Below are 24,761 nucleotides of genomic sequence, written 5' to 3'. Positions count from 1 at the left end.
CTCCTCAAGTTTTTCTATTGAACGTTGGAGTGGAGTCTTTCTTTTTCCAATACCATGTACGAACTGGATATCTTCATCATCCTTAAGTTTATACAGTTTCTTCCTTAGACGCTTAATGGTGTGTAATGATATTTGGTCGTTATATACTACTTTTATCCCATAGAGTTCTTCACACTCGGCACAGAAAGTACATATCTTTTCAGTCAGCTTTATCATGTTTTTTGATACAGCTTTCTTCCATACAAAGGTATACTTGTTGGCTACTGACTCTATCTTGGTTCCGTCAATGAAGATGTTTTCGCCTGAAATCTCACCAAGTTCTAGCAGTATGGTTCCTACCTGTGCCATGATCTGCTTGGCGCACTGTGAGAGATGAATTGATATAAATCTTGCGATGGTGGAATGGTCAGGAGCAGGCGCTCCGTCCAGAAGGTACATGAAATTGATGTCTCTCTTGCAGGCAGACTCAATATCACGACTTGAATAGATTCTGTTCATTGCTGCATAGATGACAATCTTAAGCATCTGACGCGGTGTAGCCTGATTCTTTCTGATTCTGTTATAAGTCTCATAAAGATCAGAAAGATTCATTTCCTCCACAAATGCACTTACCAGGCGTACCGGATCATCGGATGGAATGGATATTTCTATGTCTAGCGGAAGTTTGATTTGATGATACAAGGAAGATACAGTATAATCTCCTTGTAAGATTTTGTTTAGTAGCATAAACTAATTTTACAGCAAAAATCGGGCTTTTCGAAGCCCGATTTTTGTGTTAAACACAGTATTTCTGCATGAAAAAGGGGCCTCACACTAATTTCTTAGTGCGACAGCCCCCATTTTATTGTCACTACACCTTGGCACACCTCACAAGCCCTTATAAATACTGGCTTCACGGATGTCTTGGTATTATTCCATCTCAATTCAAGGGTGTTTGCACCCTATTGTCTTTGTTGATTTTACGGCATTTCCGATTTGCATTTTGTCCATATTTGCCCATTTTGGTATGACTCGCAAAATTATTGTACTCATTTTGTACTCACTGATAAGATTATATAATATCGGAGACTACACTTTTTTATTGTAGTTTTATAGTAGTGTTATCAAATACTCACACCTCATATATCCGTTTTCAAGCGATATGTTCTATTCCGATTGCTTCCTAGCGCTTCCACTTCATCCATATTTGCAAGAATATCTCTTGTCCTTGCAGTACTAAGGCCTATCTTTTCTGAAATGGTCGCAGTATTCGCCTCTCCCACATTTCTAAGATACTCGATAATCTGTTCTATATTCTCCAATGTTTTTATCGCTTGTTTTTTCCTTTTTTTTAATGATAGAATAAGCTTCGTTCTATCCGGATTAAATTCCTCAATGATTTCCGGTGCCTCGAACCCCTCATCATTCCAAACATTAAAGATATCCGGAACACCACTTCCTGCCCTTTCGCCGATATCGATATCATATTAAACATCTTCATCAAGCCTTTATTTCGAGGGTCAGAGACCCCACCAAGCCTTATCTACTTCTTTCATACTCGGATATATCTGGAATTCTCAAGAGTAAGCTTATGATCCTCCAATTTGATTACGATCCCTCGCGGTTCATAAAAGTCCGCATTCATAAGACAATTAGCGAGTGCCTCTCGCAAAGCTTTATGCACTGGTGTATCATCTATCCGTGTACCGCCCACTGTCTTAAACGCGACCTTCACCTCTTTGATTACTTTGTTATACACGCGAAAATAAAAATCACACACATTACCCGACCATTCACCGGAACTGGACTGCAGTCTGTCTGTCCAGCGTATTGTGGGATCAAGCATTTCCCTGTAATCCAAAAAGTATTCCGGATAATGTCTTACAATATTATACTCATCACCAAACACAAGTAAACCGGCTCCGGTAGGATGATACTTTCCGTCTTTGCTTGATACGGCTGCTGCTCCAATGCTTCGAAGATACTCATCATCCGCATATCGTTCAAAAGGATGTCCCGGTCTAAGCGATTTATGACTATTCCTGTATCCGTATACAGTTTCCATATTCAGATATTCCATCGGAATGTCCTCAAGAATCTCCATATCCATTGTGTTCTCAGGCTAATCACGAAGCATCGCCTTCACCTGTGCCCTTGTACAATGATAATCGCCCTCACTGTTACGTTGGAATGTATGTCCAAACATATCATCATTAAGATACACTGGCTTATCTTCCCGACGTGCCATGGGTACAGTAATTGCAAGAATCAGATCATCACCCACCTCGTACGGTTCCACATTCCTATCCGTAAGAAGATTGATGCTTACCTTTTTTCGGTCATTGATCGTATCCCAGAAATTCTTGATTAGCTTTCGCGTATCATCTTTCTTCAGCCCGGTGGTATACCATGAGCCGTCTTCCCGCTCCAAAACACCCAGAAGAATCACTCCTCCATTACTGTTAGCAAGAGCAGAATACGAATCCCAAAGGCTAAGTGGAAGCCCACCTTTAGCCTTTTTCACCTCACGACGATTGTCTTCTTTATAGTCATCAAATTTTCTGATGTCAAACACATCTTGTTTCATTTGCTCTTATTCCTATAGCACTTATTTCTATATCTGTTAATTTCATCTGTTTCCTTTATACCTCGACTATAACAAACCACAATCATACAGTCCTAAATTGCTTTACTATCCAAAATATCTAAATCATTGATATACAATTCTTCAATAATGCTTATTCCTGCACATTTAGCCGCTGCGGTTACTAATGCTCTTTCATATTCCGGCATTCTCATCCCTAATAAAACCTTACACGGTCTCATTTTTATGCATGTGCGATTCGGACTCATGGATGGTCGTATCATCCTCCATTCCTCATCATACTTATGGCATTTCTTTTTTATTAGGGAAATTCGCTCCGCTTCCCAAACAACACTCCTATAAGATAAATCCAACAATTGGGTGGAAAGCTTTTCTTGTTTTTCCCACAATAAACTCGCAAGCGCAAATTTTGTCGCATTGTATGCTTCATCAGTATAATATACGGGATAAATTCCCGGCTTCTCTATAGCCGATAAACAATTCTGACACGTATCTTCCTTTCCGCATAAAAACGTTTCTGAATCTCTCATGTCATATATTAACGCAAATCCCTTGTAATTATTTGCATATTTCAGCCACAAAGTTTCATTCAGTGCATTTTCGCAAAAACAAATAGAAAAAAGGTTCTTCTGTATTATATTTCTGATATGCTTAATTCGTTCTGGAAAAGCATGTATATCCAGCGGGTAATCTTTTAAGTTTTTCATAAATATATCTGCCCCTATACCAATAACTGGTTCCAAGGCTTTCAAATTATTATGCAAACCTGCACTATTCGAATATAAAACGCTCTGCAAATACTCGTACCACTGTTTTATTGATGGAATATCTACATGAATAAATGTATCAAAAGGATCATCATAATAATCAGCCGAAGAATAATAAAGCTTGTTTTCTTGTAACTGAATTAATGAATTCTCATTTACAGACCTAAATCTGCATAAGAAGTCTGGCTTTTTTATGGCTCCTTGTATTTCTTTTATACTTTCAGAGCTTCCATCTTGTGCACTACACAACACATCCCAAAACTCTTTTCGTTCAATGTTATTCATTTTAATTCCTTTTAAAATTCTAGTTCTCTATTCGAAAAACCAATCGGCTTATTGACACATCCATTAATACTGAATAATGTTTTGTTTTTTAATATGCTTCTATAGCAATACCATTTTTTATCGTAAACAAATGCTGGCTTCTTTAACATTACTATCTGTTATAGATCCACTCTTATGCCGTGAATTATATATATTACCTAGCTCTAATAGTTCATTTACATCTCTGATTAATCACTGTTGTTCCTTGTGTTCACATTATCCATATTGTCACTCCAGCTCTAGAAAGGCATCAATATCTTGCGAAATTGATTTTCTTTTGTAGCTATATGTTGTTGTGGTTTTACGCTTATTCCAACAATTTTTTTGCTTTTTATAACTTTTTGCAACCAAAGTGTAACCGGAAGTTAATAGTCTTCTTTCAGTCGCTTTTCAATATCAGAGGCACTGTATACTACTCTAGTTACCGTGACAAGCTCTTCCTTGAATACATAAAATACCGAGTAATTATCTACTAGCATTCGTCTAAGTCCTTGTGAGCGTTCCGGCTCAAAATCTACCAGTCTGAATTTCTCTGGAAAGAAGCCAAGTTCAAGTACACAATCAGCTATTCTGTTATACTGCCCCATAGCATTATCCGGAGATTGCAAATTAACTGCGATATACTCATATATCCCATTCATATCACCCAATGCTTTTTCTGTAATTTTTACAGGATATTCTCTCATCTGTGGCTCTCTCTAAAAGCTGCAAATGCAGCCTTTGCATCCTGTACTCGTCCAGCTTCAATATCCTCAAAGCCTTCCTGTAATTTTGTATGAATCTCTGCAGTCGTCATAAGATCCGCATTAATAGCATCCGGTGCCTGAGGTAATGTAACTCTAAAAGGAATTCCACCTGTGAGCGTAATCTGTCTTAAATACATATCAATAGCTGTAGACATAGGAATTCCAAGACGTGAAAGCACATCCTCAGCTGATTTTTTCGTTGTAGGATTAACTCTTAAATTGAGTGTTGCTGTTTTCTCCATACTTATCAACTCCTTTTTGTTTATTGTAACGCGATTTGCGTTACAATTCAAGATATGCTTGCAAATTTTATCGCTCGATATATTGCTTGCAAGCGATAAATAATCAAACCATCAGATGTTGAAAACTACATCTAAGCTAAATCCCTTTATACAGAAACTCTATTTCCGAAAGCTTGCCGGTTATAGCATTCTGCTTCCCTGATGGCACAAACCCTTTCCTGCGATATAGGCGTTCTGCTTCCCGATTGTTCTCCAGAATCCATAAGGTGGGTGTGATACCTTCCCTACATATTAGGGTAATTACATAATCTAATAATGCAGTCCCATAGCCTTGCCTTTGTACTTCAGGCAACACATACAAGTCTTCAATCAATCCGTCTGTGATGGATACAACAGCCATCGATTGCTTGTCACAGAGCATATAGAACTTGCTACCATTAGCGATCTTATTACGGATATATTCTGCTTGGTGGTCCGTATCATGCTTTAAGATAAATGCTTCGTCGCAAAATGCACGATGGGATTCCTGCCATGATATGGAATGTATACATGCAGCCTCAATGATGTTATCTTCGTCTACCGGAACAATCATATATTCACTAATAAGCCACTTCATGGCATCATCACGATTATAGAATGTTATAACTTCTTTTTCCGGATACTTTCGGAAGAGCTCCTGCAACCTTGGTTTATTCTGTGTTTCGTACTGTTGAACCATCTCCACCAATTCAGGGTCCAACTCGTCTTCTGTCCATGGCATGTCTTCACGAACTTTTCCTACCCGCTCAGTGATTCCTTGCATGCATACTTCTTCCCCATAGTCTAAGAAGATGACTGTATCACACGCCGCGATTCTCATCTCATAAGTTCTCGAATAGTCCCCATCAATAATCCAACTATCTCCTTGCATATATTCAGTCAAGCACGCATCAAATTCATCTTTGGATATGTAAGTTCTATCTGCTTTCCAAAACAAATTATCTAAGTGATATATTGGTAATCCCGTTACATCATGAAGTCTCCTTGCAAATGTACTTTTCCCGCTCCCGGAACAACCAATGATAATAATCTTTTTTCCGTCCATTTAGCTCCTTAATTCCATATTACGTCCAATAACAATTGCTTTAGAGTCTGTGCCATGTCCTATTTCAGTAGTTTTAGCCACAGACAATGTCTCCGAAATATGTCCTTTTAACACTTCAAATACACTTTGCGTTGCTCCCGACTTCTCATATGCTGTAAATGTTCCAAGTATAATTCCCTCTACCTGTTTAAACACTCCCATCTGTTCAAGTTGCGTAAACAACGCCGCTATTTGGCTAACCTCACCACCATATGCCTCCAAGAAAAGAATTTTACCGTCCATGTTCGGCCAATACTCTGTTCCTGCAAGCTTCAGCAGGCATCTTATATTTCCGCCTACAATAATTCCTTTCATTCGTTCACCCTGAAGGAAAGAATAATTAACATCAAACAATGCATTATTCTTTTTTGAAATAAACTCCGCAAATCGTTTTCTCTGAAGCTTACCATCCGCATAAACCAAGTTCTTAATCTGGTACAAAACAGAAGATTTTCCCGTCTTTGTATAAATAGCATTAATTACAGTTGTAAGATCACTGTATCCCCAAAAGGTTTTATTGGCACCTGCAATCACATTCCAATCCAAGTATTTTAAAACCCCATTCGCTAAATCTCCACCGGATATATCATATATGGCGTCAATAGAATCATCCTGATAAAAGCGCATTAAATCCTCCGCGCGATCCTGATCCGTTCCACTAAAGGAATCCTTCTTAGCGTAGATATGTTTTGCAAACACTGCCTCGATTCCCTGTTCATATAGAATTATTCCTAATTCCTCATTCTGTTTTTTCCAATCTTTGAATTGCCCATCTGAGCATGCTGATATTCCAATTTTCATCTTTAACTTCCTGATTAATATGAGTTTAACTCGATTTTAAACATGCAACCAAAAGTTATCGTTTTTTATTACGACAGTTATTACGTCATCTATTGTGACAACTATGCTGTCACCCTGTTTCATTATAATTTCTTCATCATCCAGTCCGCATCCGCATATTTACCATCCGCATATTTCATGTTATTCGGAAAATGTCCACACTTCTCAAACCCCAGTTCTTTATAAAGAGAAATTGCTTTATAATTATCTGAAATAACTTCAAGTTCAGCCTGTTCATATCCGACATTCTTTGCAACCTTTAGCACGGTCTGCAACATGATTTTTCCTATGCCACATCCACAATATTCTTGGTACAATGCTATTGCCACATCACACCTGTGTGCATACCGCTTATATGGTGCGATAGTCATCAGTGAACAATTGCCTATATGCTTACCATCTATCGTAGCAATCAGCATCAATTCTCTGGTTGCATCTATTTTATCTTTAATAAAATTTTGTTCCTGCTCCAAAGATAATGTCACCTCGTCAGGTTCACGTATCAAAAAAGGTGTTTCTCCTGTCGTAACTTTTAGGTACTCTATAAGAGCTTCAGCATCCTCAACTTCAGCATTTCTAAGAATTACCTTTCGCCCATTTTTATCTATTATCTCCTTAGGACCAAATCTCATTTTTGATTCTTCCCCTCATCATCAATAACAAATTCACAGACGTCCTCTATATTACAATTCAGTGTTCTGCAAATTTTTTCCAGCACTTGCGTACTCACATGCTCATTTTTACCTAATTTAGCTAATGCATTTGTAGTAATACCTGATTGATCTCTGAGATCTTTTTTCATCATTTCTTTGTCAATCAGAAGTTTCCACAATTTGTTATAACGAATTGCCATAACACTTTTTACCTTTCGTATTTGCTCTCAACGCCTGAATCTTAGGCATTTCACCACAAATATAATTTTAACAGAGCTACTAATTTTCATCAATTTAAAATTGAATATTTCAATCTAAAATAAATCTTTGATTGCATCATTTTCTCTCAAATGATGTAATCAGAACCACAAATGATACAAGCGTATTGAAAAAGTTTCTTCCAATATCGAACCTGTTTCTGAGGATGAAAAATCATACAAGCGTCCTCGCAAAACTCACATTTAACATCTCTATATGAAATTATTCCGGAATTTATCCGGTACAAAACGGGAAAAAATATGCCAGATTAGGCAATAGATATAAATGATGACCACCGTGGAATTATTCATCGGAATGGTGTACGAAAATAATCCGGTTGTCATTTGGTTGTCACCGGAAATAAAAAGTGGCTGAAAACCCTTTAAATCAAGGTTTTCAACCACTTTGAAAATTATTCCATCTCCACTGTTCCAGGTGGCTTACTTGTCAAATCATACATTACGCGGTTGACGCCCTTAACCTCGTTGATGATGCGGCTCATGACGCGCTGAAGTACTTCGAATGGAATTTCGGAAGCTTCTGCTGTCATGAAATCTACTGTCTCAACAGCACGGAGCACGACTGCGTAGTCATAGGTACGCTCGTCACCCATAACGCCTACTGAGCGCATGTTAGAGAGAGCTGCAAAATACTGGTCAGGAAGCTTTTTAAGGCCAGCTTCTGCAAGCTCTGTCCTGTAGATGTAGTCAGCATCCTGAACGATGCGAACCTTTTCTGCTGTAACCTCTCCGATGATACGGATGCCAAGGCCTGGGCCTGGGAATGGCTGACGAAATACAAGGTATTCTGGGAGGCCAAGCTCTAAACCTACCTTACGAACTTCATCTTTAAACAAGTTGCGAAGTGGTTCAATAATCTCTTTAAAATCAACATAATCAGGAAGACCACCTACGTTGTGATGAGATTTGATGACTACTGACTCACCGCCAAGTCCTGACTCTACAACATCCGGATAAATAGTACCCTGTGCAAGGAAATCTACTGTGCCGATTTTTTTAGCCTCTTCCTCGAATACACGGATGAATTCCTCGCCTATAATCTTACGCTTCTGCTCTGGTTCTGTAACTCCTGCAAGCTTTGCATAGTAGCGCTCTGCTGCATTAACGCGAACAAAATTGATATCAAAGGAACCTGCTTCACCAAATACGCCTTCCACCTCGTCACCTTCGTTTTTACGAAGAAGACCGTGATCTACGAATACGCAAGTGAGCTGTTTGCCGATAGCCTTTGCAAGGAGTGCTGCAAGCACTGATGAATCCACACCACCAGAAAGTGCAAGAAGAACTTTTCCATCTCCTACGCGCTCTCTAATCTCTCCGATTGTCTGCTCAACAAAAGAATCCATTCTCCAGCTGCCTGAAGTACCACAGATATTGCGAACAAAGTTGAATAAGATGTCCTTACCCTGAACTGTATGAAGCACTTCTGGGTGGAACTGAATAGCATAAAGCTTTTTAGCCTCACAAGCAGCGGCTGCAACAGGACAATCTGCTGTGTGAGCAATTATTTCAAAATCAGGTGCAGTCTTGCTGATATAATCAAAATGACTCATCCATACAATGGTAGATTTATCAACCCCAGCAAACAGTGTATCGCTGGCACCATCGATAAAGGTCTCAGTCTTTCCATATTCGCGAACTGGTGCCTTTTCAACCTTGCCTCCAAGGACATGCATCATAAGCTGTGCACCATAGCAAAGACCAAGCACTGGAATACCTAGCTCGAAAAGCTCCTTAGTATAGGTAGGTGCACCTTCCTCATAGCAGGAATTTGGACCACCTGTAAGGATAATGCCCTTAGGATTCATTTCTTTAATCTGTTCAATAGGGGTACGATAAGAATAGATTTCACAATAGACGTTACATTCTCTGACGCGACGAGCAACAAGCTGATTATACTGACCGCCAAAGTCAATAACAATGACTTTCTCCTGATTCATGGAATACTCCTTTTATATAAAGTTTAAAAGTTTTCTAAAGTATAGATTAAATTCTTTATTTCTTCAACAGGAAATATTAATAATTTCTCTCCAAAGTCCGATATCCACTATAGGACATAACACTATGGATTTGCTTTTCAGGAGTCATTATGGGTATTACAATCAATAACTCACTAAGTCTAAGAGTTTTTTATGGAAACTATTCGCCACTTGTGAAGGGCCAAGCCAGGAAAGAAGTCTCAAAAGGTACTCTTTCCTTTGCCGACGCAAGTGCTCTTCGCAATGCCATCAGAAAGCTACAGGACTATGAATTTGAAGATTCCCCTGAAGGACAGGTACAGGAAAAAGTAACTGCCTTTGCAGATTCCATTAATAATACCCTAAGCTCCGCTTCCAAATATTCAGGAAGCACTCCTGTCAAAAATGCCGTCAAAAAAATCAAACAGTTAAATCAGGAATACAGTAGCCAGCTAAAACAAATCGGAATCACTGTAAATAAAGATGGTACAATGTCCGTATATGATTCGGCTGCCAAAAACTATAGCCGTGAACGCTACAGTGATTTCTTCAATAAAGAGTCAAAATACCTCAACGATTTATATGATGCGGCTAAAAAAATCACCCGCCGTGTGGACCTTAGGATTTAACTTGAACTTTTGCCCCATATAGATTACATTATCATATGGGAGATTGCGTAATCTCCTAGTATTATTTTTGGAGGCATGAAAATGTTATTTAGCTCATCCCAAAAAAAGAGGGGCTTAAAGATAATAATCGTTGGTTGCGGAAAAGTTGGTCGTACACTTGTCGACAGACTTTCAAAAGAAGGCCACGATATAGTCGTCATTGACGAAAAACAGGATCGAATTGATAATCTAACAAATCTTTACGATATTATGGGTATCCAAGGTAATGGTGCCAGCTACAGTATTCAGCTGGAGGCCGGAATCAAGGATGCCGATTTAATTATTGCCGTAACCGATTCCGACGAGCTCAATCTGCTATGCTGTACTATCGCAAAACAGGTAGGTGATTGCGCTTCTATCGCTCGTGTGCGAAATCCCGACTATTCAAAGGAAATTTCATACCTTCAGGAAAAGCTTGGTCTTGTAATGATTATTAACCCAGAGTTTGAGGCTGCCAGAGAGATTTCTTCTATTCTCTCCCTTCCATCTACTCTTGAGGTTTCTTCTTTTGCCCACGGCCAGGCTGAAATGGTTGAATTTAAAATAGGCGAAGGAAATGTCCTTGATGGCCTTGCTATCAGAGATTTACGTTCGGCTATTTCAAGCCGTGTGCTTATTACTGCTATAAAAAGAGGCAACGATGTTATCATTCCTACCGGTGATTATATTCTTCGAGCAGATGATATTGTCTGCGCCGTAGGAGCTCGTCGATTTGCCCGCATTTTCTTGAATGAAATAGGCTTTAAGACCCGACAGGTTAAGGATTGTCTTATCGTAGGTGGTGGCAAGGCATCTTTCTACCTTGCAAAGCTTCTTTTACAGGCAAAAATTAACGTGCGTATCATCGAGCGCAATAAGGAGCGCTGTGAAGAGCTTTCCATTGCACTTCCTAAAGCTACTATTATTAATGGCGACGGTGGCGATGAAGCCCTTCTTAAAGAAGAAGGCATAGAATATGTAGAAAGCTTTGTTCCACTTACAGGAATTGACGAGGAAAATATTCTCCTGACACTTTATGCTAATCAGGTCAGCAATGCCAAGGTTATCACAAAGGTAAACCGAATCAACTTTGACAATGTACTTTCTCAGTTAAATCTTGGCTCGGTTGTTTATCCTAGACAGATTACTGCAGAAGCAATTATCGCTTATGTTCGTGCAAAGGGCGCTTCTGGTGATGGTGATGATATCCTTACCCTCTACCATCTGTTTGACCAAAAGGTTGAAGCCATCGAGTTCAACATTAGCGAAAAATCAAAAGCAACTGGTGTGCCATTTTCTGTTTTACAATTTAAAGACAATGTTCTGATTGCCTTTATCAATCGAAACGGTACAATCATCATCCCTAGCGGTTCCGACACAATCGAGGTCGGAGACACTGTAATGGTTGTTACCACCCACACTGGCTTTGCCACTATTTTAGATACATTGAGGTAATCGGATATGAATAATTCCGTAATACGTTTTATCCTATTTTATGTAATTGGATTTATGGGTTTATTTTTGATGCTCCCATTTATCGTTGCACTTATTTATCATGAGGATGTCTGGTTAGAATATGGCCTGGTCGCTTTTCCATGTCTTGTTATTGGCATAATCAACAGCTACATCAAGCCAAAGGAAGTATCCTTTTATCTGAAAGAAGGATTCTTTTGCACAGGCGCGTCATGGGTCATTCTTTCACTGATTGGAGCTGTTCCACTTTGGCTGACAGGCGAGATTCCACACTTTATTGATGCTGTATTTGAAACAGCATCAGGCTTTACCACAACAGGAGCTTCTATTTTACCGGAGGTTGAAGCATTGACACATGCATCACTATTTTGGCGAAGCTTTACACATCTCATTGGTGGTATGGGAGTTTTGGTATTCCTTTTGACAATCATCCCCCTTGCCGGCGGTGAAGGCTCCCAGTTTAATCTGATGAAAGCAGAATCTCCTGGCCCTTCAGTTGGAAAGCTGGTTCCGAAGCTCAAGAACACCGCACAGATGTTATATCTCATCTATCTTGGACTTTGTGCCATAGAAATCATATTACTTTTGATTGCAGGGATGACTCCATTTGAAGCTATAAATACAGGCTTTGCCACAGCAGGAACCGGTGGATTTGGTATTTATTCAAGTAGCATTGGTGGATTCAACGTTGCATGTCAGTGGATAGTTGCGATATTTATGTTTATATTCGGTGTAAATTTCAACTTCTACTATTACATGCTGTTCCATCATGCTAGGGATGCCTTCCGCATGGAAGAAGTTAGAATGTACGCATTAATTACCGCAGGCTCCATCGGCATCATCACTTTAAATACATTAAGCTGCAGCGCTGGGCTTTTTGATGCCCTTACAAAAGCAGCATTTCAGGTTACATCCATTCAATCATCTACAGGTTTTTCTACAGCAGATTTTGCTGTATGGCCTCAGGCAAGCCGCTGTGTACTTGTTATTTTGATGTTTATTGGTGCCTGCGCAGGTTCTACAGGTGGTGGAATTAAGGTTTCCCGCTTCATTCTTATGGGAAAGGCCGTTCATAAAGAGCTCATCAGCTACATCCACCCACGAAGCGTCAGAAAGACACTTATGGATGGAAAGCCTGTTACACATGATACAGTACGTTCAAACAATGTTTTCTTTGGAACCTTTATGCTTGTATTCTTTGTAAGCGGATTTATTCTTTCCTTTGAAGACCTTGATTTTTCAACTATATTCACAGCTATAATTGCCTGCCTTAGTAACATAGGTCCTGGTATGAGTATGGTAGGACCTACTCAGAATTTTGCATTCTTTACAGATTTATCAAAGATTGTACTTATTTTTGATATGCTTGCCGGAAGACTAGAGCTATTCCCAATACTTATGCTCTTCCACCCTAATATTTGGCAGGACTTATTCACAAAACGCCAAACAAAAGAACTTATTCACGCTGGAAAAATATTAAAATAAATGAATACTACAATTATAAAAATGACTGATGCTTACGAGCATCAGTCATTCTACAATAACAAAGAAAATATAGCGATTTTGGATTGCAGGGATTTGGATGGCACACGCTGCTATCTGGATGACTTATCAAAAGAGGTACTTGTAAGTCGCATAAAGGAATTTTCTCCTCATGGAATCCATTTTATAGATTCAGGAAATTACCATTATCTGTCCCTACTTTGGTTGATGAAAATAGACCAGGATTTCAACCTGATTTTATTTGACCATCATCCAGACAATCAACCGCCAAGCTTTGGTCAGATAACATCCTGCGGTGGTTGGGTGCTAGAAGCTGAAGAAATTCTTTCTCATCTAAAAAATGTGTTCACTTATGGTGTAGGTGAAGAAATCCCAATTAACCAGCTTCCTACCGACTTACCACTGTATATTTCAATAGACAAAGATATTCTTTCAACTATTGATGCTATTACTGATTGGGATCAGGGCAACATGACTCTTTCTCAGATGATTGAAATGTTAACTCAATTATTTGAAAATCATGAAATATTAGGCGTAGATATATGCGGTGACAGCGGGGAATATGCTGAATCTGGAGCATTTCTTAATAATCAGACAAATCAGACTCTTTTTGACTTTCTATCGGAAAACTTTTAAAATATAAGTAGTTAAAGACAATTTCGATTGGAGGGAACCACTATGTATCCAGTAATTACTATATCTAGAGAATTTGGCAGCGGTGGACATAGCATTGGCGAGGCTGTAGCAAAGCAATTAAACCTCCCATTCTACGATGGGGAAATCGTAAACAGGGTTGCAATAGAAAGCGGCTACGCCAAGGAGTTGATAGAGACTCAAGGTGAATATACAAATTCCACAGCAATGTGGTTTGATATCTCAGCTGCAGGAACAATGTATTTCCAAAGCCCACAGGACGAAATATTTATCGCACAAAAGAAGGTAATTCTTGAATTTGCAAGTAAAGGCCCTTGCGTAATAGTCGGTAGATGCGCTGACTATATCCTTAGAAAAGAGGGCATACGTTGCATGAATGTAATGATTCATGCCGATATGGAGCACAGAAAAAAACGTGTACTTGAGAGATATGACAATATCGAAAATGTAAGTATTGAAAAGCGCCTGGCTAAAAAGGACAAACAACGTAAAACCTATTACAAATATTACACAGATAAAACCTGGGGTGATTTCAGAGAGTATGATGTGATACTTGATAGCGGAACCCTTGGAGAAGAAGCCTGTGTAAATACTATCTGCGAATTAGCTGAAAAATATCCTGAATAACATATAAATAAAGGCTAGCCATTAATATCAGCGGCTAGCCTTATTTTATATTTATTATATTACTGATTCCCAAAACTCTACCGCTCTACCAAGCCAACCTTCAGCTTTAGTATGAAGTCCAAGTCCTATGCCGTGTGGAACACCAAAAAACTTCTCATATTTATGCTCCACATCATTATTTCTAAGAGCTGTCTCAAACACATCTGCATGTCGACTGGCTGGCACCAGTACATCCCAGGATCCTGAATACATGAATGTAGGTGGATAGTCTTTATCGATATATTTTGCCACATCAAGAAGCTCTCGTCCCTTTCTGATGTGGCGCAGTCCAAACATATAAAAGCTGCCCCTATTACTAAGCCAGATGCCAAGTAAACCTATCCAAATATTCCAATAAGGATGATGTAGCCAGTCATTAACACAAGTCCATGGATAGCCAAGTATAATCGCTCCAGGCTTAGGTAGATTGTAGTCTTTATAGCTATGGTCGTTTCCAGCAAATATTCCTGCAAGATTACCCCCTGCTGAAAATCCAATCAGTCCATAGCCTTCCATTTCTACACCAAATATATCAAGATTGTTCTTAATAAATTGAAGAGCTGTTCCTAAATCCTCCATTGGAGCAAATGGGGCGCAGTCACGGCCAGTCCTGTATTCCAGTACAAATGCATTGATTCCCATTTTATTCAGTGTGGCTGCAACAGGATAGCCCTCCTGTTTTGTACAAAGATGTGCGTAGCCACCTCCGGGAAGAATCATTATAAAGCGCTTATTTTTAGGATGATCGGCAGGAAAAAACATGATTCGCACATCACGTTTATGTCTGTTGCTTGCCATCTCTTCCCTGGAATATATTGGGAATTGTTTGAATCTACCTGCCAGCTGAAGTCCCTTGACTCTAACTCTTCCAAGTCGCACATTGTTTGATTTATGCTCTATAAAATACATCCTTGCTATAGAATATACCGTAAATACGAATGTAAGGATAAAATAGGCAACTATAAGTGTGCGGATAGTTTCTTCTATGCCGTTGGCAAAAAGATATATGTTTTTCATGTGATCTCCTAATTAACGCTTAATATTTATTGCCATCATCAGTCACCTGCGGTGACAGCTTCCCCCAGAGGGGGAAGCCTAAAAAAAGGTGCTACCACCTGTAGCACCTCTAATTATATCAATTTTTATCTACGCTTAAAAGCAACCTTAACACGCTGCTTTAAGCCGTTTGGAAGCACATATTTAAGCTTGTCCTCAGATGGAACCATCTTAGAGCATTCAGGATGCTCACGGTAAAGCTTGATAGCATCAAATTCGCATTTGGTTGTACATACACCACAACCGATACACTTATTCTCATCTACTACTGAAGCACCACACTTCAAGCATCTAGCAGTTTCGATTTTAATCTGCTCTTCTGTAAGCTCTACAGTCTTGTCACGGAATGTAAGCTCGCCTGTAACTGTAGTCTTAGATACTCCAGGAATCTGACGTGGGCTGTGATCATAATCTCCAATCATAAGGTTTTCCTTATCGAGCTCAATGAAATCACGGCGGTTACGTCCGATTGTAAGTGAGCTGTGTGGCTGAACAAATCTATGAATAGAGATAGCACCCTCACGACCTGCTGCAATAGCATCGATTGCAAAACGAGGTCCTGTGTACATATCACCACCAACAAAGATATCTGGCTCATCTGTCTGATATGTAAGTGGATCAGCCTTAGGGCCACGCTCAATAACAACCTTTGAACCCTTGAAGAGGTCACCATAAACACTACGCTGACCTACTGAGAAGATAACATGCTTACACTCTACTGTGATTGTATCGTTCTCATCGTATAATGGGCTAAATCTGCCTGTCTCATCCTTAACACGAGTACATTTTTTAAGAACGATGCCCTTTACAGCACCAGCTTCATCAACAAGTACTTCCTTTGGTCCCCATCCACAATTAAGCTCAACGCCTTCAGCTTCAACGATTTCGATTTCCTCTGGAGATGCTGGCATGATATCCCTACTCTCAAGACAGAACATAGAAACCTTTTCATTGCCAACACGGCGTGCTGAACGAGCCACATCGATAGCAACGTTACCACCACCGATAACAACTAAATCACCCTTGATATCGTATGCTTCGTTTTCTGAGCACTCATGAAGGAAATCAACAGCTGTAGCTGTGCCGATAGCATCATCACCTGGTACGTTTGGACGACCACCACCCTGACAGCCGATAGCTACATAGAATGCCTTGTACCCCTGGCTACGGAGCTCATCAAGAGTAATGTCCTTACCTACTTCTACACCACACTTAATCTCTACACCAAGCTCTTTGATGATTTCGATTTCGGCATCGATAACATCATTTTCAAGTACAAATGATGGAATACCGTAACGAAGCATACCACCTGGGTATTTGCTCTTTTCAAATATTGTAGGCTTGTAGCCCTTGAGTGCAAGGTAGTAAGCACATGAAAGACCTGCAGGTCCGGCACCTACGATAGCTACTTTTTCTGTAAATTCACCCTTCTGTGAAGGTACGATTTTCTTAGGTATGTAACGTGTTTCAGCCTTCAAATCCATCTCTGCTAAGAAACGCTTAACCTCATCGATAGCGATAGCCTCATCAACTGTACCACGGGTACAAGCTGCCTCACAGCGTCTGTTACATACACGACCACAGATAGCTGGAAGTGGATTATCCTGCTTGATAAGAGCGAGAGCTTCCTTATAGCGGCCCTGAGCAGCCATACGAAGGTACCCCTGGATAGCGATATGAGCAGGACAAGCAGTCTTACATGGAGCTGTACCAGTATCATAGCAGTTGATTCTGTTATTATCTCTATAATCGTCATCCCAGTCATCAGTTGTCCATTTTTTCTCTGTGGGAAGCACATGCTTTGGATACTTAACTTCAGAACCATCAGCCTTGCAAAGCTTCTGACCAAGCTTTACAGCACCTGCTGGACAATTCTCAACACACTTACCGCAAGCCACGCAGTCCTCTGCAGTAACGTGAGCCACATAAGCAGAACGAGACATATTTGGAGTATTGAAAAGCTGTGATGTACGAAGAGCATAGCAAACATTTACATTACAGTTACAGATAGCGAAAATCTTGTTCTCACCATCGATATTAGTAATCTGGTGGACGAATCCATTGTCCTCAGCTTGCTTGAAAATCTCAAGAGCTTCTTCACGAGTGATATAGACACCGCCCTTGTTGGTCTCAACAACGTAGTCTGCCATATCTCCCATAGCAATGCACCAGCCCTCTGGATCATCTGCACAGCCCTCATCGTAAGTCTTTCTCGAAAGACGACATGAACATGGAGATTTAGCATAGTGGCCTTCATATTTATCGAGCCAGTGAGAAATCTTTTCTACGCCGATAGCTTCCTGCTCCATAGAAATAGCTTCCTCAACAGGAATAACATGCATACCGATACCTGCGCCTCCTGGTGGTACCATGTGAGTAAGTCCCTCTAGTGGAAGGCGACTCATACGCTCAAATAAACGTCCCATTTCCGGATGCTGCTCAAGCATGTCTTTATTCATGTTTGAAAATTCTGCTGAACCTGGAACAAACATAGGAAGAACCCACTGTTTTTCGTGAGCATCATTCTCATAGTTCCACTCTATAAGACCATTATAGCTTGCAAGATCAAGTCTTTCCTGAAGAGTCTTTTCATCAAGACCTGTAATCTCTAGTAGCTGCTTGAATGTCTTTGGCTTTCTGATACCACCGAATGAAAGTGCTAAATCAGCGATTTCCTTTGTAGGAGCAAGTATTGATACTGCCCAATATTCAGGATCATACTTGGTGATTTTCTGAAGACCAAGCTTAATCTTAGCGCGGTCTGTAATAACCTTTCCAAGCTTTAAAATCTCAGGACGTACATCCTCATCCTTGAGTTCATTTACCCAATCAGGGTAGAAATCACCCAGATTATCTGGTCCAATTCCCATTTCATTATCCTCCTTTTGCACAACCTTATTAATACTACGATTTCCAAATAAAAATGAGAAAAACATATAGAAATCTGTTTATACTTCCTCAAAAAGATATATGTGATAACCAAAGTGCCAGCTTTAGTTATCACTATTCCAAGAACTTACCTGGCCCCTCAACCAGTTAATCCACTCTTCAAAGCCCTCGCCTGTTTTTGCTGATACAAATATCACAAGAGCATTTGGATTGATCTTATGAATACGTTCTTTAACTGCTTCTTTTGAGAATTCTGTGAATACGGGAAGCGTATCACATTTGTTGACAAGTACCACATCACATACTGAAAACATGAGTGGATACTTAAGAGGCTTGTCATCTCCTTCTGGAACAGAAAGAATCATTGCATTTTTCGATGAACCTGTATCGAATTCTGCAGGACAAACCAAATTACCAACATTTTCCAAAAATACCAAATCAAGATTCTCGGTGCCGAATTCTAAAAGGCCCTGTCTGGTCATGTCTGCATCCAAATGACACATGCCACCAGTGTGAATCTGAATGGCACGGGCTCCAGCATCTTGGATTGTAGCTGCGTCAACATCTGAATCAATATCAGCTTCCATGACACCGATATTCATTTCGCCTTTTAGTCTTGAAATGGTCTGACATAATGTGGTGGTTTTTCCCGAACCGGGAGCAGACATCAAATTTACTAAGAAAGTTTTTTGAGCTTTGAGCTCAGCTCTGAGTTTGTCAGCATCAGCATCGTTATCTGCAAAAATGCTTTGCTTAACCTCAATAACTTTGTAATCTTCCATTATTCCTCCACCGTCTTTGAAATATGTATATTATGCCACATACGTAAACTCTAATTATATAAAAGAGTTTCCATGCAACATAAATATAACCTAATTGACTATTTTTTGTCAATTAGGTTATGATTAAAATCCTTATAAATACAAGAATTATGCTACTTTATTACACAGCTGTGTATTAAATTATAATTCAGCCTGAAATTCTGCATTTCCTGGAAGTGGATACTTGTCTGTAAGCTCCTTTATAATTGCACGAGCCTTTTCAACACCTGCTTCCTGTTCTTTGATTACGATTGCGATAGCCTCAGCCACCTTGTCAAAATCATCTTCCTTGAGACCACGTGTAGTTGCTGCTGGTGTGCCAAGACGGATACCAGAAGTTACAAATGGTGACTTTGGATCGTTTGGAATTGTGTTTTTGTTGGCAGTGATGTGTGCATCATCGAGAAGCTTCTCTACTACCTTTCCTGTAAGCTCAAATGGAGTAAGGTCAATGAGCATGAGGTGATTGTCTGTTCCATCAGAAACAATCTTAATGCCTCTATCCTGTAAGCCCTTGCAAAGAGCCTGTGCATTTTTAACAATCTGCTGACCATATTCCTTGAAGGATGGGTCTAAAGCTTCCTTGAAGCAAACAGCCTTTCCGGCAAGTACGTGCATAAGTGGGCCACCCTGGATACCTGGGAATACAGCCTTGTTGAAGTTGTATTTTTCATTGGCCTCAGCTGTAGCCATGATCATACCACCTCTAGGTCCGCGAAGAGTCTTGTGTGTGGTGGTTGTAACGATATCTGCATAAGGGATTGGGCTTTCATGAACTCCTGCAGCTACAAGACCTGCAATGTGAGCCATATCTACAAAAAGGACAGCGCCAACCTTGTCGCAGATTTCTCTGAAACGCTTGAAATCTATCTTGCGACAGTATGCAGATGCACCGGCAATAATCATCTTTGGCTGGCACTCTACAGCGATGCGCTCAACCTCATCATAATCGATAACACCATTATCATTTACACCATAAGGAACGATGTTGAAATATGTACCAGAGAAGTTGGCTGGTGAACCGTGTGTAAGGTGTCCGCCGTGGTCAAGGTTCATGCCCATGACTGTATCTCCTGGCTTGAGCACTGCAAACTGTACTGCCATATTGGCCTGGGCACCAGAATGTGGCTGAACATTGACATATTCGCAGCCGAATAATTCCTTGGCACGCTCTCTTGCCAAATCCTCTACTACGTCTACTTCGCCACATCCGCCGTAATAGCGCTTTCCAGGATAACCTTCAGCGTACTTGTTGGTGAGAACTGAGCCCATAGCTGACATAACAGCTGGTGATACCCAGTTTTCAGAAGCGATAAGCTCAATATGCTCTGACTGGCGATTGTATTCCTTTACAATAGCCTCTGCGATTTCTGGATCTGTGTTTTTGATGTCCTTTAATGTGTACATTAGTTTCCCTTTCTAAAACAACTTAAAATGGTTCTATGGTTATCAGGACGAACCTGCTAATCATTAAAGATATTTCTTTTCGAATTCCTTCCTTGAAAGTGGCTTGTCAAAGAAGAAGCCCTGAGCGAGATTTACAAGGAAATCTCCAAGCATATCTACCTGGTTGTTTTCCTCTACGCCCTCTACGCATACATCCACATCGATTGAATCTGCAAGCTGCGATACAGACTTGACAAAAGCCTGCGAGAATTCGTCGCTTGCCATATCTACAGTGAACTTTCTATCTATTTTAATTGTGTCGATTGGTAAATTCTTCAGGTGATTTAGTGAAGAGGTAACAGCACCAAAATCATCAAGCGCTATTCTGCAACCAAGGGCACGTATTTTTGATAATGTGTCTGCAAGCTTATCCATTTCGATAAGTTCTAAAGACTCTGCTATCTCTAAGGTGAGATTTTCTGGAGTAATAGCTGTCTTTTTTAGGATTTCTGAAAGCTCATCCACAAAATCCTCCCTGGCAAGCTGAATATAGGAAAGATTTACATTGATCTTATATTCAGGATGACCGAAATCATTCCAATGCTTACATGTTTTTGCTGCTTCATATAATACATGGGCTCCAATAGGACCGATTAAATCAAGTCTTTCGGCATCCTCTATGAAATATTCAGGGGTGACAAGCCCGAGTTCCGGCGAATTCCATCTGATGAGAGCCTCTGCACCACAGCAATTAGGCACACCGCCTACAAATTCCATGATAGGCTGATAGGTAACGATGAATTCCTTGCAGCCACCATCTACTGCCTGACGAAGTGATTGCTCAAGCTTTATTTTTTCGTCTAAAACTAAATCAGTCTTTTCACTGTAGAATTCGAAATTGTTTTTGTCTCTGTCCTTTGCTCCGTGAAGAGCAATAGAAAGTCGAGTAAGAACAGCCGAAGCTTCAGTGAAATTTCCTGGAGCCTTTAAGGCTACCATACTGATTGTCACATAATATTCCTTTTCTTCGATAACCCATGGATTGTCAAAAAGATTCATTATTCTCTTTATAACAAAATCCAAATTATCAATGTGCTCATGGTCAATAAGAACAGCGAATTCATCTCCACCAACTCTATAGCACCGACCTTTAATTGCAGAAATATCATTGATACTTCTGGCAATAAATTCAAGCAAATCATCGCCAAGATGGTATCCATAGCCCTCATTTACACTGCTGAAATTGTCAAGATCAAACATGAGGACTGCAAATTCCTTGGATAGCTTTGTGCTTACATGGTATTCAAGAGCAATATCTCTTTCGCAGGCCTGACGATTGTAAAGTCCTGTAAGTGAATCCTCCTGAGCCTGCTTTTCTGCTTTCTTCTGGTAATTTCTGATATCTGTGGTGTCATAGAAAGTAATTAATCTAACGCTTCTACTATCCACCCACTTTATGTTTGCCAATGTGATATCAAACCATTTTCCAGAGCCGTTTGCTGAATACCCGTTAAGCTCTGATAAAGTGAAATGCTTATCGAAAATCAAATCCTGAACAGCAACTTTATCTACGTCATTATCAAACATAGCTTTAAAGGTGTCATTTGTGTACAAAATACGATTATTTTCTATATCCGCAACAACTACTCCATAGCCTGCGTTTTGAAGAATGGCTTCTAATGCTGAATAGGAGCTTGCTAAAGAGTTCGCTGCAATTTTTTTGACTAAAATGGTATGTAGGATGTGTTTTATATCATTGGCAAAGCGAATATCATCCACACTCCACTTTCTGTTCTCCTCTACCGAAATGAAGCCTAGATACATAACTGTTGTATCATTAACATTTAACGGAAGAAGAATTGCCGCATCAATATCAAACCGCTTAAAAAATACCTCAAATGCATCCGGTAAAACTGCATCACTTGAAATAGTATATGGCTTGCCATTCATAAATGGCAATTCTGAAATGGGAACTGCTTTAAAGCTATTAGAGATTTGTAGCTTATCATCTTTTGACCACTCGTGAATAATATCTGCAGTAGTGCCATCAGAGGACATCTGAATCAATACAGTATTGGTACATTCTATATATTTTCCTGCATCTGTAAGAATATTGCCTGCCAATGCATCAAAGGTCTTGTCCGATTCCATTTGGCGCAGAATTGATGTCATAATTTCATTTTTGTCCAAACGACTCTTATCATCCTGATGCTTTTGATTCAGCTCATCAAGCTTTTTGCTAAGTACCGCACTTTCAAGTTTCTGCTTGAAATAGTGGATTGTATAAACTTCAATCAGTCCTATTGATTTATCAAAATGTGCCGCCGTAGTGAACATAATCTCCTTGGGAAGATTGGTCTCTGAAGTAACCTTGTCACCATCGACACCAAAGCAAAGCCATGCTCCTATCACTTCACCTTTAGCACCACGGATAGCAACACCTTTACATATAAAATAATCCTCTGTAGAAGGACACTCCACGATATTCTCTGGAGCTCCATCCACAAAGGAATCTAAAATCGTTTTCCTAAGTGCTTCTGGAAAATTGGCATCAACAAACTCCTCCTCAAGCTTTGAGCCTGAGAAGGATGTAAGATTGCCGCCAGACTTTCCAACACACATAACATACAAATCGTTTGAGCTGCAAAATGTGTCCTGAAGAGACTGCATCTCATCACTATTGATTTCTATTTCGTAATTTAATCTACTAGTGTAGTCCATCCATACTTATCCTCAAGTCTACCCCACTGAATACCTGTTAAAGTATCATAAAGCTTCTGGGTAAGCTCGCCGGTTTTACCTCCATTTATTACAACAACGTCATCCTTGTAACGAAGTTCGCCAACTGGAGAGATGACTGCTGCTGTTCCTGTACCGAAGACCTCTTCAAGCTTGCCATCCTTGCCAGCCTGCATAAGATCGTCAATTGCAAGACGTTCCTCACGAACCTTGTAGCCCCAGTCCTTAAGAAGATGAATCATAGAATCTCTTGTAACACCTGGAAGAACAGTACCAACTGTTGGAGCTGTCCAGATTTCACCATCGATTTTGAACATGATGTTCATGGTTCCAACTTCCTCTACATACTTTCTTTCGTTACCATCTAGCCAAAGAACCTGAGAATATCCAAGCTTTTCTGCCTTTACCTGACCAGCGATAGAACCTGCGTAGTTACCACCACATTTTGTAAAGCCAGTACCGCCTGCAACTGCTCGTACTAATTCATTTTCTACCAAAATCTTTACTGGGTCAAGACCTGTTGCATAATATGCTCCAACTGGACAACAAAGAATCATAAACTTGTATGATTTTGCCATGTGAACTCCAAGTGCTGCCTCTGTAGCAAACATAAATGGACGAATATATAATGATGTATCCTTCTGAGATGGAACCCAAGCTTCCTCAACCTTTACAAGAGCCTTGATAGCAGCTACAAAATCCTCAACAGGGAATGCAGGCATGCAAAGGCGCTCATTTGAATTAATCATACGTTTTGCATTCATTTCTGGTCTGAATAACTGAATCTTGCCGTCTTCTCTGCGGTATGCCTTAAGTCCCTCGAATGTCTCCTGTGCATAATGAAGTGTCATACAAGCTGGATCCAATTCAATCGGTCCCTCTGGAACGATTCTTGCATCGTGCCAGCCTATCTCTCTATCCCAATCACAGACAAACATATAGTCTGTCATGTACTTACCAAAACCAAGGTTGTCCCAATCTGGCTTTTCCTTTAAATTCTCACGTTTTTCAAATCTGATTTCCATAATAATTAGCCTCCGTAAGCTTATCTCAATTTAACTTTGTGATTTATTATCGTACTTTTCTTCGTTTACGTCAACACTTTAGTGCGCTAAAGGCAGCGTAAATTTGTACTCGGAAATCATAGAAAAGACTATCCCTATGTATTTGTGATAAGAATTAGATTTGTGACTATCTTACTCTTTTTATCTTTTAAAAGGAAGCCCTGCTCCTCAGGCCTTTGATTAATGTTTAATGCCGTACTTTTTTGTACGACAAATAATCCTTCTTTTGCTTGGTGATATTTTATCTGCCTTGAAATGGGTGTCAAGGACAAAGCCTTCGGTGCAAAGCATCCTTGACTCCCATTTCTGGGCAGATACACTGTAATCAAGCAAATGAAAGATTAGGTC

22 protein-coding genes are annotated in these 24,761 nt (G+C 39.9%); 5 read left to right on the top strand and 17 right to left on the bottom strand.

The genetic code is table 11. The annotated features are described in order from the left end of the window. The 11 genes from BLV53_RS15860 to guaA form a co-directional block, all read right to left on the bottom strand. A partial coding sequence (locus BLV53_RS15860; protein ID WP_139298988.1) for a transposase occupies positions 1-726 on the bottom strand: 726 nt, incomplete at its 3' end. 805 nt (positions 727-1,531) lie between these two features. After that, positions 1,532-2,089 (bottom strand): hypothetical protein, encoded by a 558-nt coding sequence (locus BLV53_RS17445; RefSeq protein WP_242879130.1) that lies wholly within the window; start codon positions 2,087-2,089, stop codon positions 1,532-1,534. 12 nt (positions 2,090-2,101) lie between these two features. Beyond that, on the bottom strand, positions 2,102-2,566 hold the full coding sequence (locus BLV53_RS17440) for an AlbA family DNA-binding domain-containing protein (RefSeq protein WP_242879129.1): 465 nt from the start codon (positions 2,564-2,566) through the stop codon (positions 2,102-2,104). 92 nt (positions 2,567-2,658) lie between these two features. Further along, positions 2,659-3,636 (bottom strand): DUF2971 domain-containing protein, encoded by a 978-nt coding sequence (locus tag BLV53_RS15850; RefSeq protein WP_090302624.1) that lies wholly within the window; start codon positions 3,634-3,636, stop codon positions 2,659-2,661. 404 nt (positions 3,637-4,040) lie between these two features. Then, the gene (locus BLV53_RS15845; protein WP_090302623.1) at positions 4,041-4,361 is read right to left on the bottom strand and encodes a type II toxin-antitoxin system RelE/ParE family toxin; all 321 of its coding nucleotides are present in this window, start codon (positions 4,359-4,361) and stop codon (positions 4,041-4,043) included. Beyond that, positions 4,358-4,663 carry a type II toxin-antitoxin system RelB/DinJ family antitoxin gene (locus BLV53_RS15840; protein WP_090302622.1) on the bottom strand — a complete coding sequence of 102 codons (306 nt, stop codon included), beginning with the start codon at positions 4,661-4,663 and terminating at the stop codon, positions 4,358-4,360. The genes BLV53_RS15845 and BLV53_RS15840 overlap by 4 nt, the downstream gene beginning before the upstream one ends. Before the next feature lie 136 nt (positions 4,664-4,799). Further along, positions 4,800-5,522 carry a GNAT family N-acetyltransferase gene (locus tag BLV53_RS17435; protein ID WP_242879128.1) on the bottom strand — a complete coding sequence of 241 codons (723 nt, stop codon included), beginning with the start codon at positions 5,520-5,522 and terminating at the stop codon, positions 4,800-4,802. Positions 5,523-5,747: 225 nt separating this feature from the next. Continuing rightward, a complete protein-coding gene (locus BLV53_RS15825) occupies positions 5,748-6,587 on the bottom strand; it encodes an LD-carboxypeptidase (RefSeq protein ID WP_090302621.1) in 840 nt (279 codons plus the stop codon). A 122-nt stretch (positions 6,588-6,709) separates the two neighbouring features. After that, positions 6,710-7,258, bottom strand: a complete 549-nt coding sequence (locus BLV53_RS15820; protein WP_090302620.1) for a GNAT family N-acetyltransferase — start codon at positions 7,256-7,258, stop codon at positions 6,710-6,712. Beyond that, positions 7,255-7,479: a helix-turn-helix domain-containing protein gene (locus BLV53_RS15815; RefSeq protein ID WP_090302619.1), complete on the bottom strand. Its 225-nt coding sequence runs from the start codon at positions 7,477-7,479 to the stop codon at positions 7,255-7,257. The genes BLV53_RS15820 and BLV53_RS15815 overlap by 4 nt, the downstream gene beginning before the upstream one ends. Before the next feature lie 470 nt (positions 7,480-7,949). Beyond that, the gene (gene guaA / locus BLV53_RS15810; protein WP_090302618.1) at positions 7,950-9,497 is read right to left on the bottom strand and encodes a glutamine-hydrolyzing GMP synthase; all 1,548 of its coding nucleotides are present in this window, start codon (positions 9,495-9,497) and stop codon (positions 7,950-7,952) included. 149 nt (positions 9,498-9,646) lie between these two features. Between guaA and BLV53_RS15805 the strand changes: the two genes are divergently transcribed. From BLV53_RS15805 to BLV53_RS15785, 5 genes are all read left to right on the top strand, one after another. Then, complete coding sequence (locus tag BLV53_RS15805) at positions 9,647-10,144, top strand: hypothetical protein (protein WP_090302617.1); 498 nt, start codon at positions 9,647-9,649, stop codon at positions 10,142-10,144. A gap of 81 nt (positions 10,145-10,225) precedes the next feature. Then, positions 10,226-11,617 carry a Trk system potassium transporter TrkA gene (gene trkA, locus BLV53_RS15800; RefSeq protein WP_090302616.1) on the top strand — a complete coding sequence of 464 codons (1,392 nt, stop codon included), beginning with the start codon at positions 10,226-10,228 and terminating at the stop codon, positions 11,615-11,617. 6 nt (positions 11,618-11,623) lie between these two features. Further along, complete coding sequence (locus BLV53_RS15795; RefSeq protein WP_090302615.1) at positions 11,624-13,120, top strand: TrkH family potassium uptake protein; 1,497 nt, start codon at positions 11,624-11,626, stop codon at positions 13,118-13,120. Beyond that, the gene (locus tag BLV53_RS15790) at positions 13,121-13,774 is read left to right on the top strand and encodes a hypothetical protein (RefSeq protein WP_090302614.1); all 654 of its coding nucleotides are present in this window, start codon (positions 13,121-13,123) and stop codon (positions 13,772-13,774) included. Between the two features lie 42 nt (positions 13,775-13,816). Beyond that, on the top strand, positions 13,817-14,419 hold the full coding sequence (locus BLV53_RS15785) for a cytidylate kinase-like family protein (protein WP_090302613.1): 603 nt from the start codon (positions 13,817-13,819) through the stop codon (positions 14,417-14,419). A 54-nt stretch (positions 14,420-14,473) separates the two neighbouring features. Here BLV53_RS15785 and BLV53_RS15780 read toward each other — a convergent pair whose 3' ends face one another. The 6 genes from BLV53_RS15780 to BLV53_RS15755 form a co-directional block, all read right to left on the bottom strand. Beyond that, on the bottom strand, positions 14,474-15,475 hold the full coding sequence (locus tag BLV53_RS15780; protein WP_090302612.1) for an alpha/beta hydrolase: 1,002 nt from the start codon (positions 15,473-15,475) through the stop codon (positions 14,474-14,476). 125 nt (positions 15,476-15,600) lie between these two features. After that, the gene (locus BLV53_RS15775) at positions 15,601-18,384 is read right to left on the bottom strand and encodes an FAD-dependent oxidoreductase (protein ID WP_170830907.1); all 2,784 of its coding nucleotides are present in this window, start codon (positions 18,382-18,384) and stop codon (positions 15,601-15,603) included. A 123-nt stretch (positions 18,385-18,507) separates the two neighbouring features. After that, on the bottom strand, positions 18,508-19,185 hold the full coding sequence (hypB, locus tag BLV53_RS15770) for a hydrogenase nickel incorporation protein HypB (protein ID WP_090302611.1): 678 nt from the start codon (positions 19,183-19,185) through the stop codon (positions 18,508-18,510). A gap of 180 nt (positions 19,186-19,365) precedes the next feature. Beyond that, complete coding sequence (gene glyA, locus BLV53_RS15765; RefSeq protein WP_090302610.1) at positions 19,366-20,631, bottom strand: serine hydroxymethyltransferase; 1,266 nt, start codon at positions 20,629-20,631, stop codon at positions 19,366-19,368. 63 nt (positions 20,632-20,694) lie between these two features. After that, positions 20,695-23,331, bottom strand: coding sequence for an EAL domain-containing protein (locus BLV53_RS15760; RefSeq protein ID WP_090302609.1), 2,637 nt, complete (start codon positions 23,329-23,331; stop codon positions 20,695-20,697). Next, positions 23,310-24,374 (bottom strand): branched-chain amino acid aminotransferase, encoded by a 1,065-nt coding sequence (locus tag BLV53_RS15755; protein WP_090302608.1) that lies wholly within the window; start codon positions 24,372-24,374, stop codon positions 23,310-23,312. Before BLV53_RS15755 ends, BLV53_RS15760 begins: the two co-directional genes overlap by 22 nt. Positions 24,375-24,761: the final 387 nt, after the last annotated feature.

Origin of the sequence: Pseudobutyrivibrio sp. ACV-2, assembly GCF_900107545.1 — a bacterium.
Classification (GTDB): domain Bacteria; phylum Bacillota; class Clostridia; order Lachnospirales; family Lachnospiraceae; genus Pseudobutyrivibrio.
This window is presented reverse-complemented; position numbering and strand designations above follow the sequence as displayed.

Coding starts and splice junctions, on each gene's coding strand:
- BLV53_RS15840 (WP_090302622.1), bottom strand. CDS start 4,663: ATGGAGAAAACAGCAACACTCAATTTAAGAGTTAATCCTACAACGAAA.
- glyA (WP_090302610.1), bottom strand. CDS start 20,631: ATGTACACATTAAAGGACATCAAAAACACAGATCCAGAAATCGCAGAG.
- BLV53_RS15820 (WP_090302620.1), bottom strand. CDS start 7,258: ATGAGATTTGGTCCTAAGGAGATAATAGATAAAAATGGGCGAAAGGTA.
- BLV53_RS15755 (WP_090302608.1), bottom strand. CDS start 24,374: ATGGAAATCAGATTTGAAAAACGTGAGAATTTAAAGGAAAAGCCAGAT.
- guaA (WP_090302618.1), bottom strand. CDS start 9,497: ATGAATCAGGAGAAAGTCATTGTTATTGACTTTGGCGGTCAGTATAAT.
- trkA (WP_090302616.1), top strand. CDS start 10,226: ATGTTATTTAGCTCATCCCAAAAAAAGAGGGGCTTAAAGATAATAATC.
- BLV53_RS15775 (WP_170830907.1), bottom strand. CDS start 18,384: ATGGGAATTGGACCAGATAATCTGGGTGATTTCTACCCTGATTGGGTA.
- BLV53_RS17440 (WP_242879129.1), bottom strand. CDS start 2,566: ATGAAACAAGATGTGTTTGACATCAGAAAATTTGATGACTATAAAGAA.
- BLV53_RS17445 (WP_242879130.1), bottom strand. CDS start 2,089: ATGGATATGGAGATTCTTGAGGACATTCCGATGGAATATCTGAATATG.
- BLV53_RS15780 (WP_090302612.1), bottom strand. CDS start 15,475: ATGAAAAACATATATCTTTTTGCCAACGGCATAGAAGAAACTATCCGC.
- BLV53_RS15805 (WP_090302617.1), top strand. CDS start 9,647: ATGGGTATTACAATCAATAACTCACTAAGTCTAAGAGTTTTTTATGGA.
- BLV53_RS17435 (WP_242879128.1), bottom strand. CDS start 5,522: ATGAGAATCGCGGCGTGTGATACAGTCATCTTCTTAGACTATGGGGAA.
- BLV53_RS15815 (WP_090302619.1), bottom strand. CDS start 7,479: ATGGCAATTCGTTATAACAAATTGTGGAAACTTCTGATTGACAAAGAA.
- BLV53_RS15825 (WP_090302621.1), bottom strand. CDS start 6,587: ATGAAAATTGGAATATCAGCATGCTCAGATGGGCAATTCAAAGATTGG.
- BLV53_RS15845 (WP_090302623.1), bottom strand. CDS start 4,361: ATGAGAGAATATCCTGTAAAAATTACAGAAAAAGCATTGGGTGATATG.
- BLV53_RS15760 (WP_090302609.1), bottom strand. CDS start 23,331: ATGGACTACACTAGTAGATTAAATTACGAAATAGAAATCAATAGTGAT.
- BLV53_RS15850 (WP_090302624.1), bottom strand. CDS start 3,636: ATGAATAACATTGAACGAAAAGAGTTTTGGGATGTGTTGTGTAGTGCA.
- BLV53_RS15795 (WP_090302615.1), top strand. CDS start 11,624: ATGAATAATTCCGTAATACGTTTTATCCTATTTTATGTAATTGGATTT.
- hypB (WP_090302611.1), bottom strand. CDS start 19,185: ATGGAAGATTACAAAGTTATTGAGGTTAAGCAAAGCATTTTTGCAGAT.
- BLV53_RS15790 (WP_090302614.1), top strand. CDS start 13,121: ATGAATACTACAATTATAAAAATGACTGATGCTTACGAGCATCAGTCA.
- BLV53_RS15785 (WP_090302613.1), top strand. CDS start 13,817: ATGTATCCAGTAATTACTATATCTAGAGAATTTGGCAGCGGTGGACAT.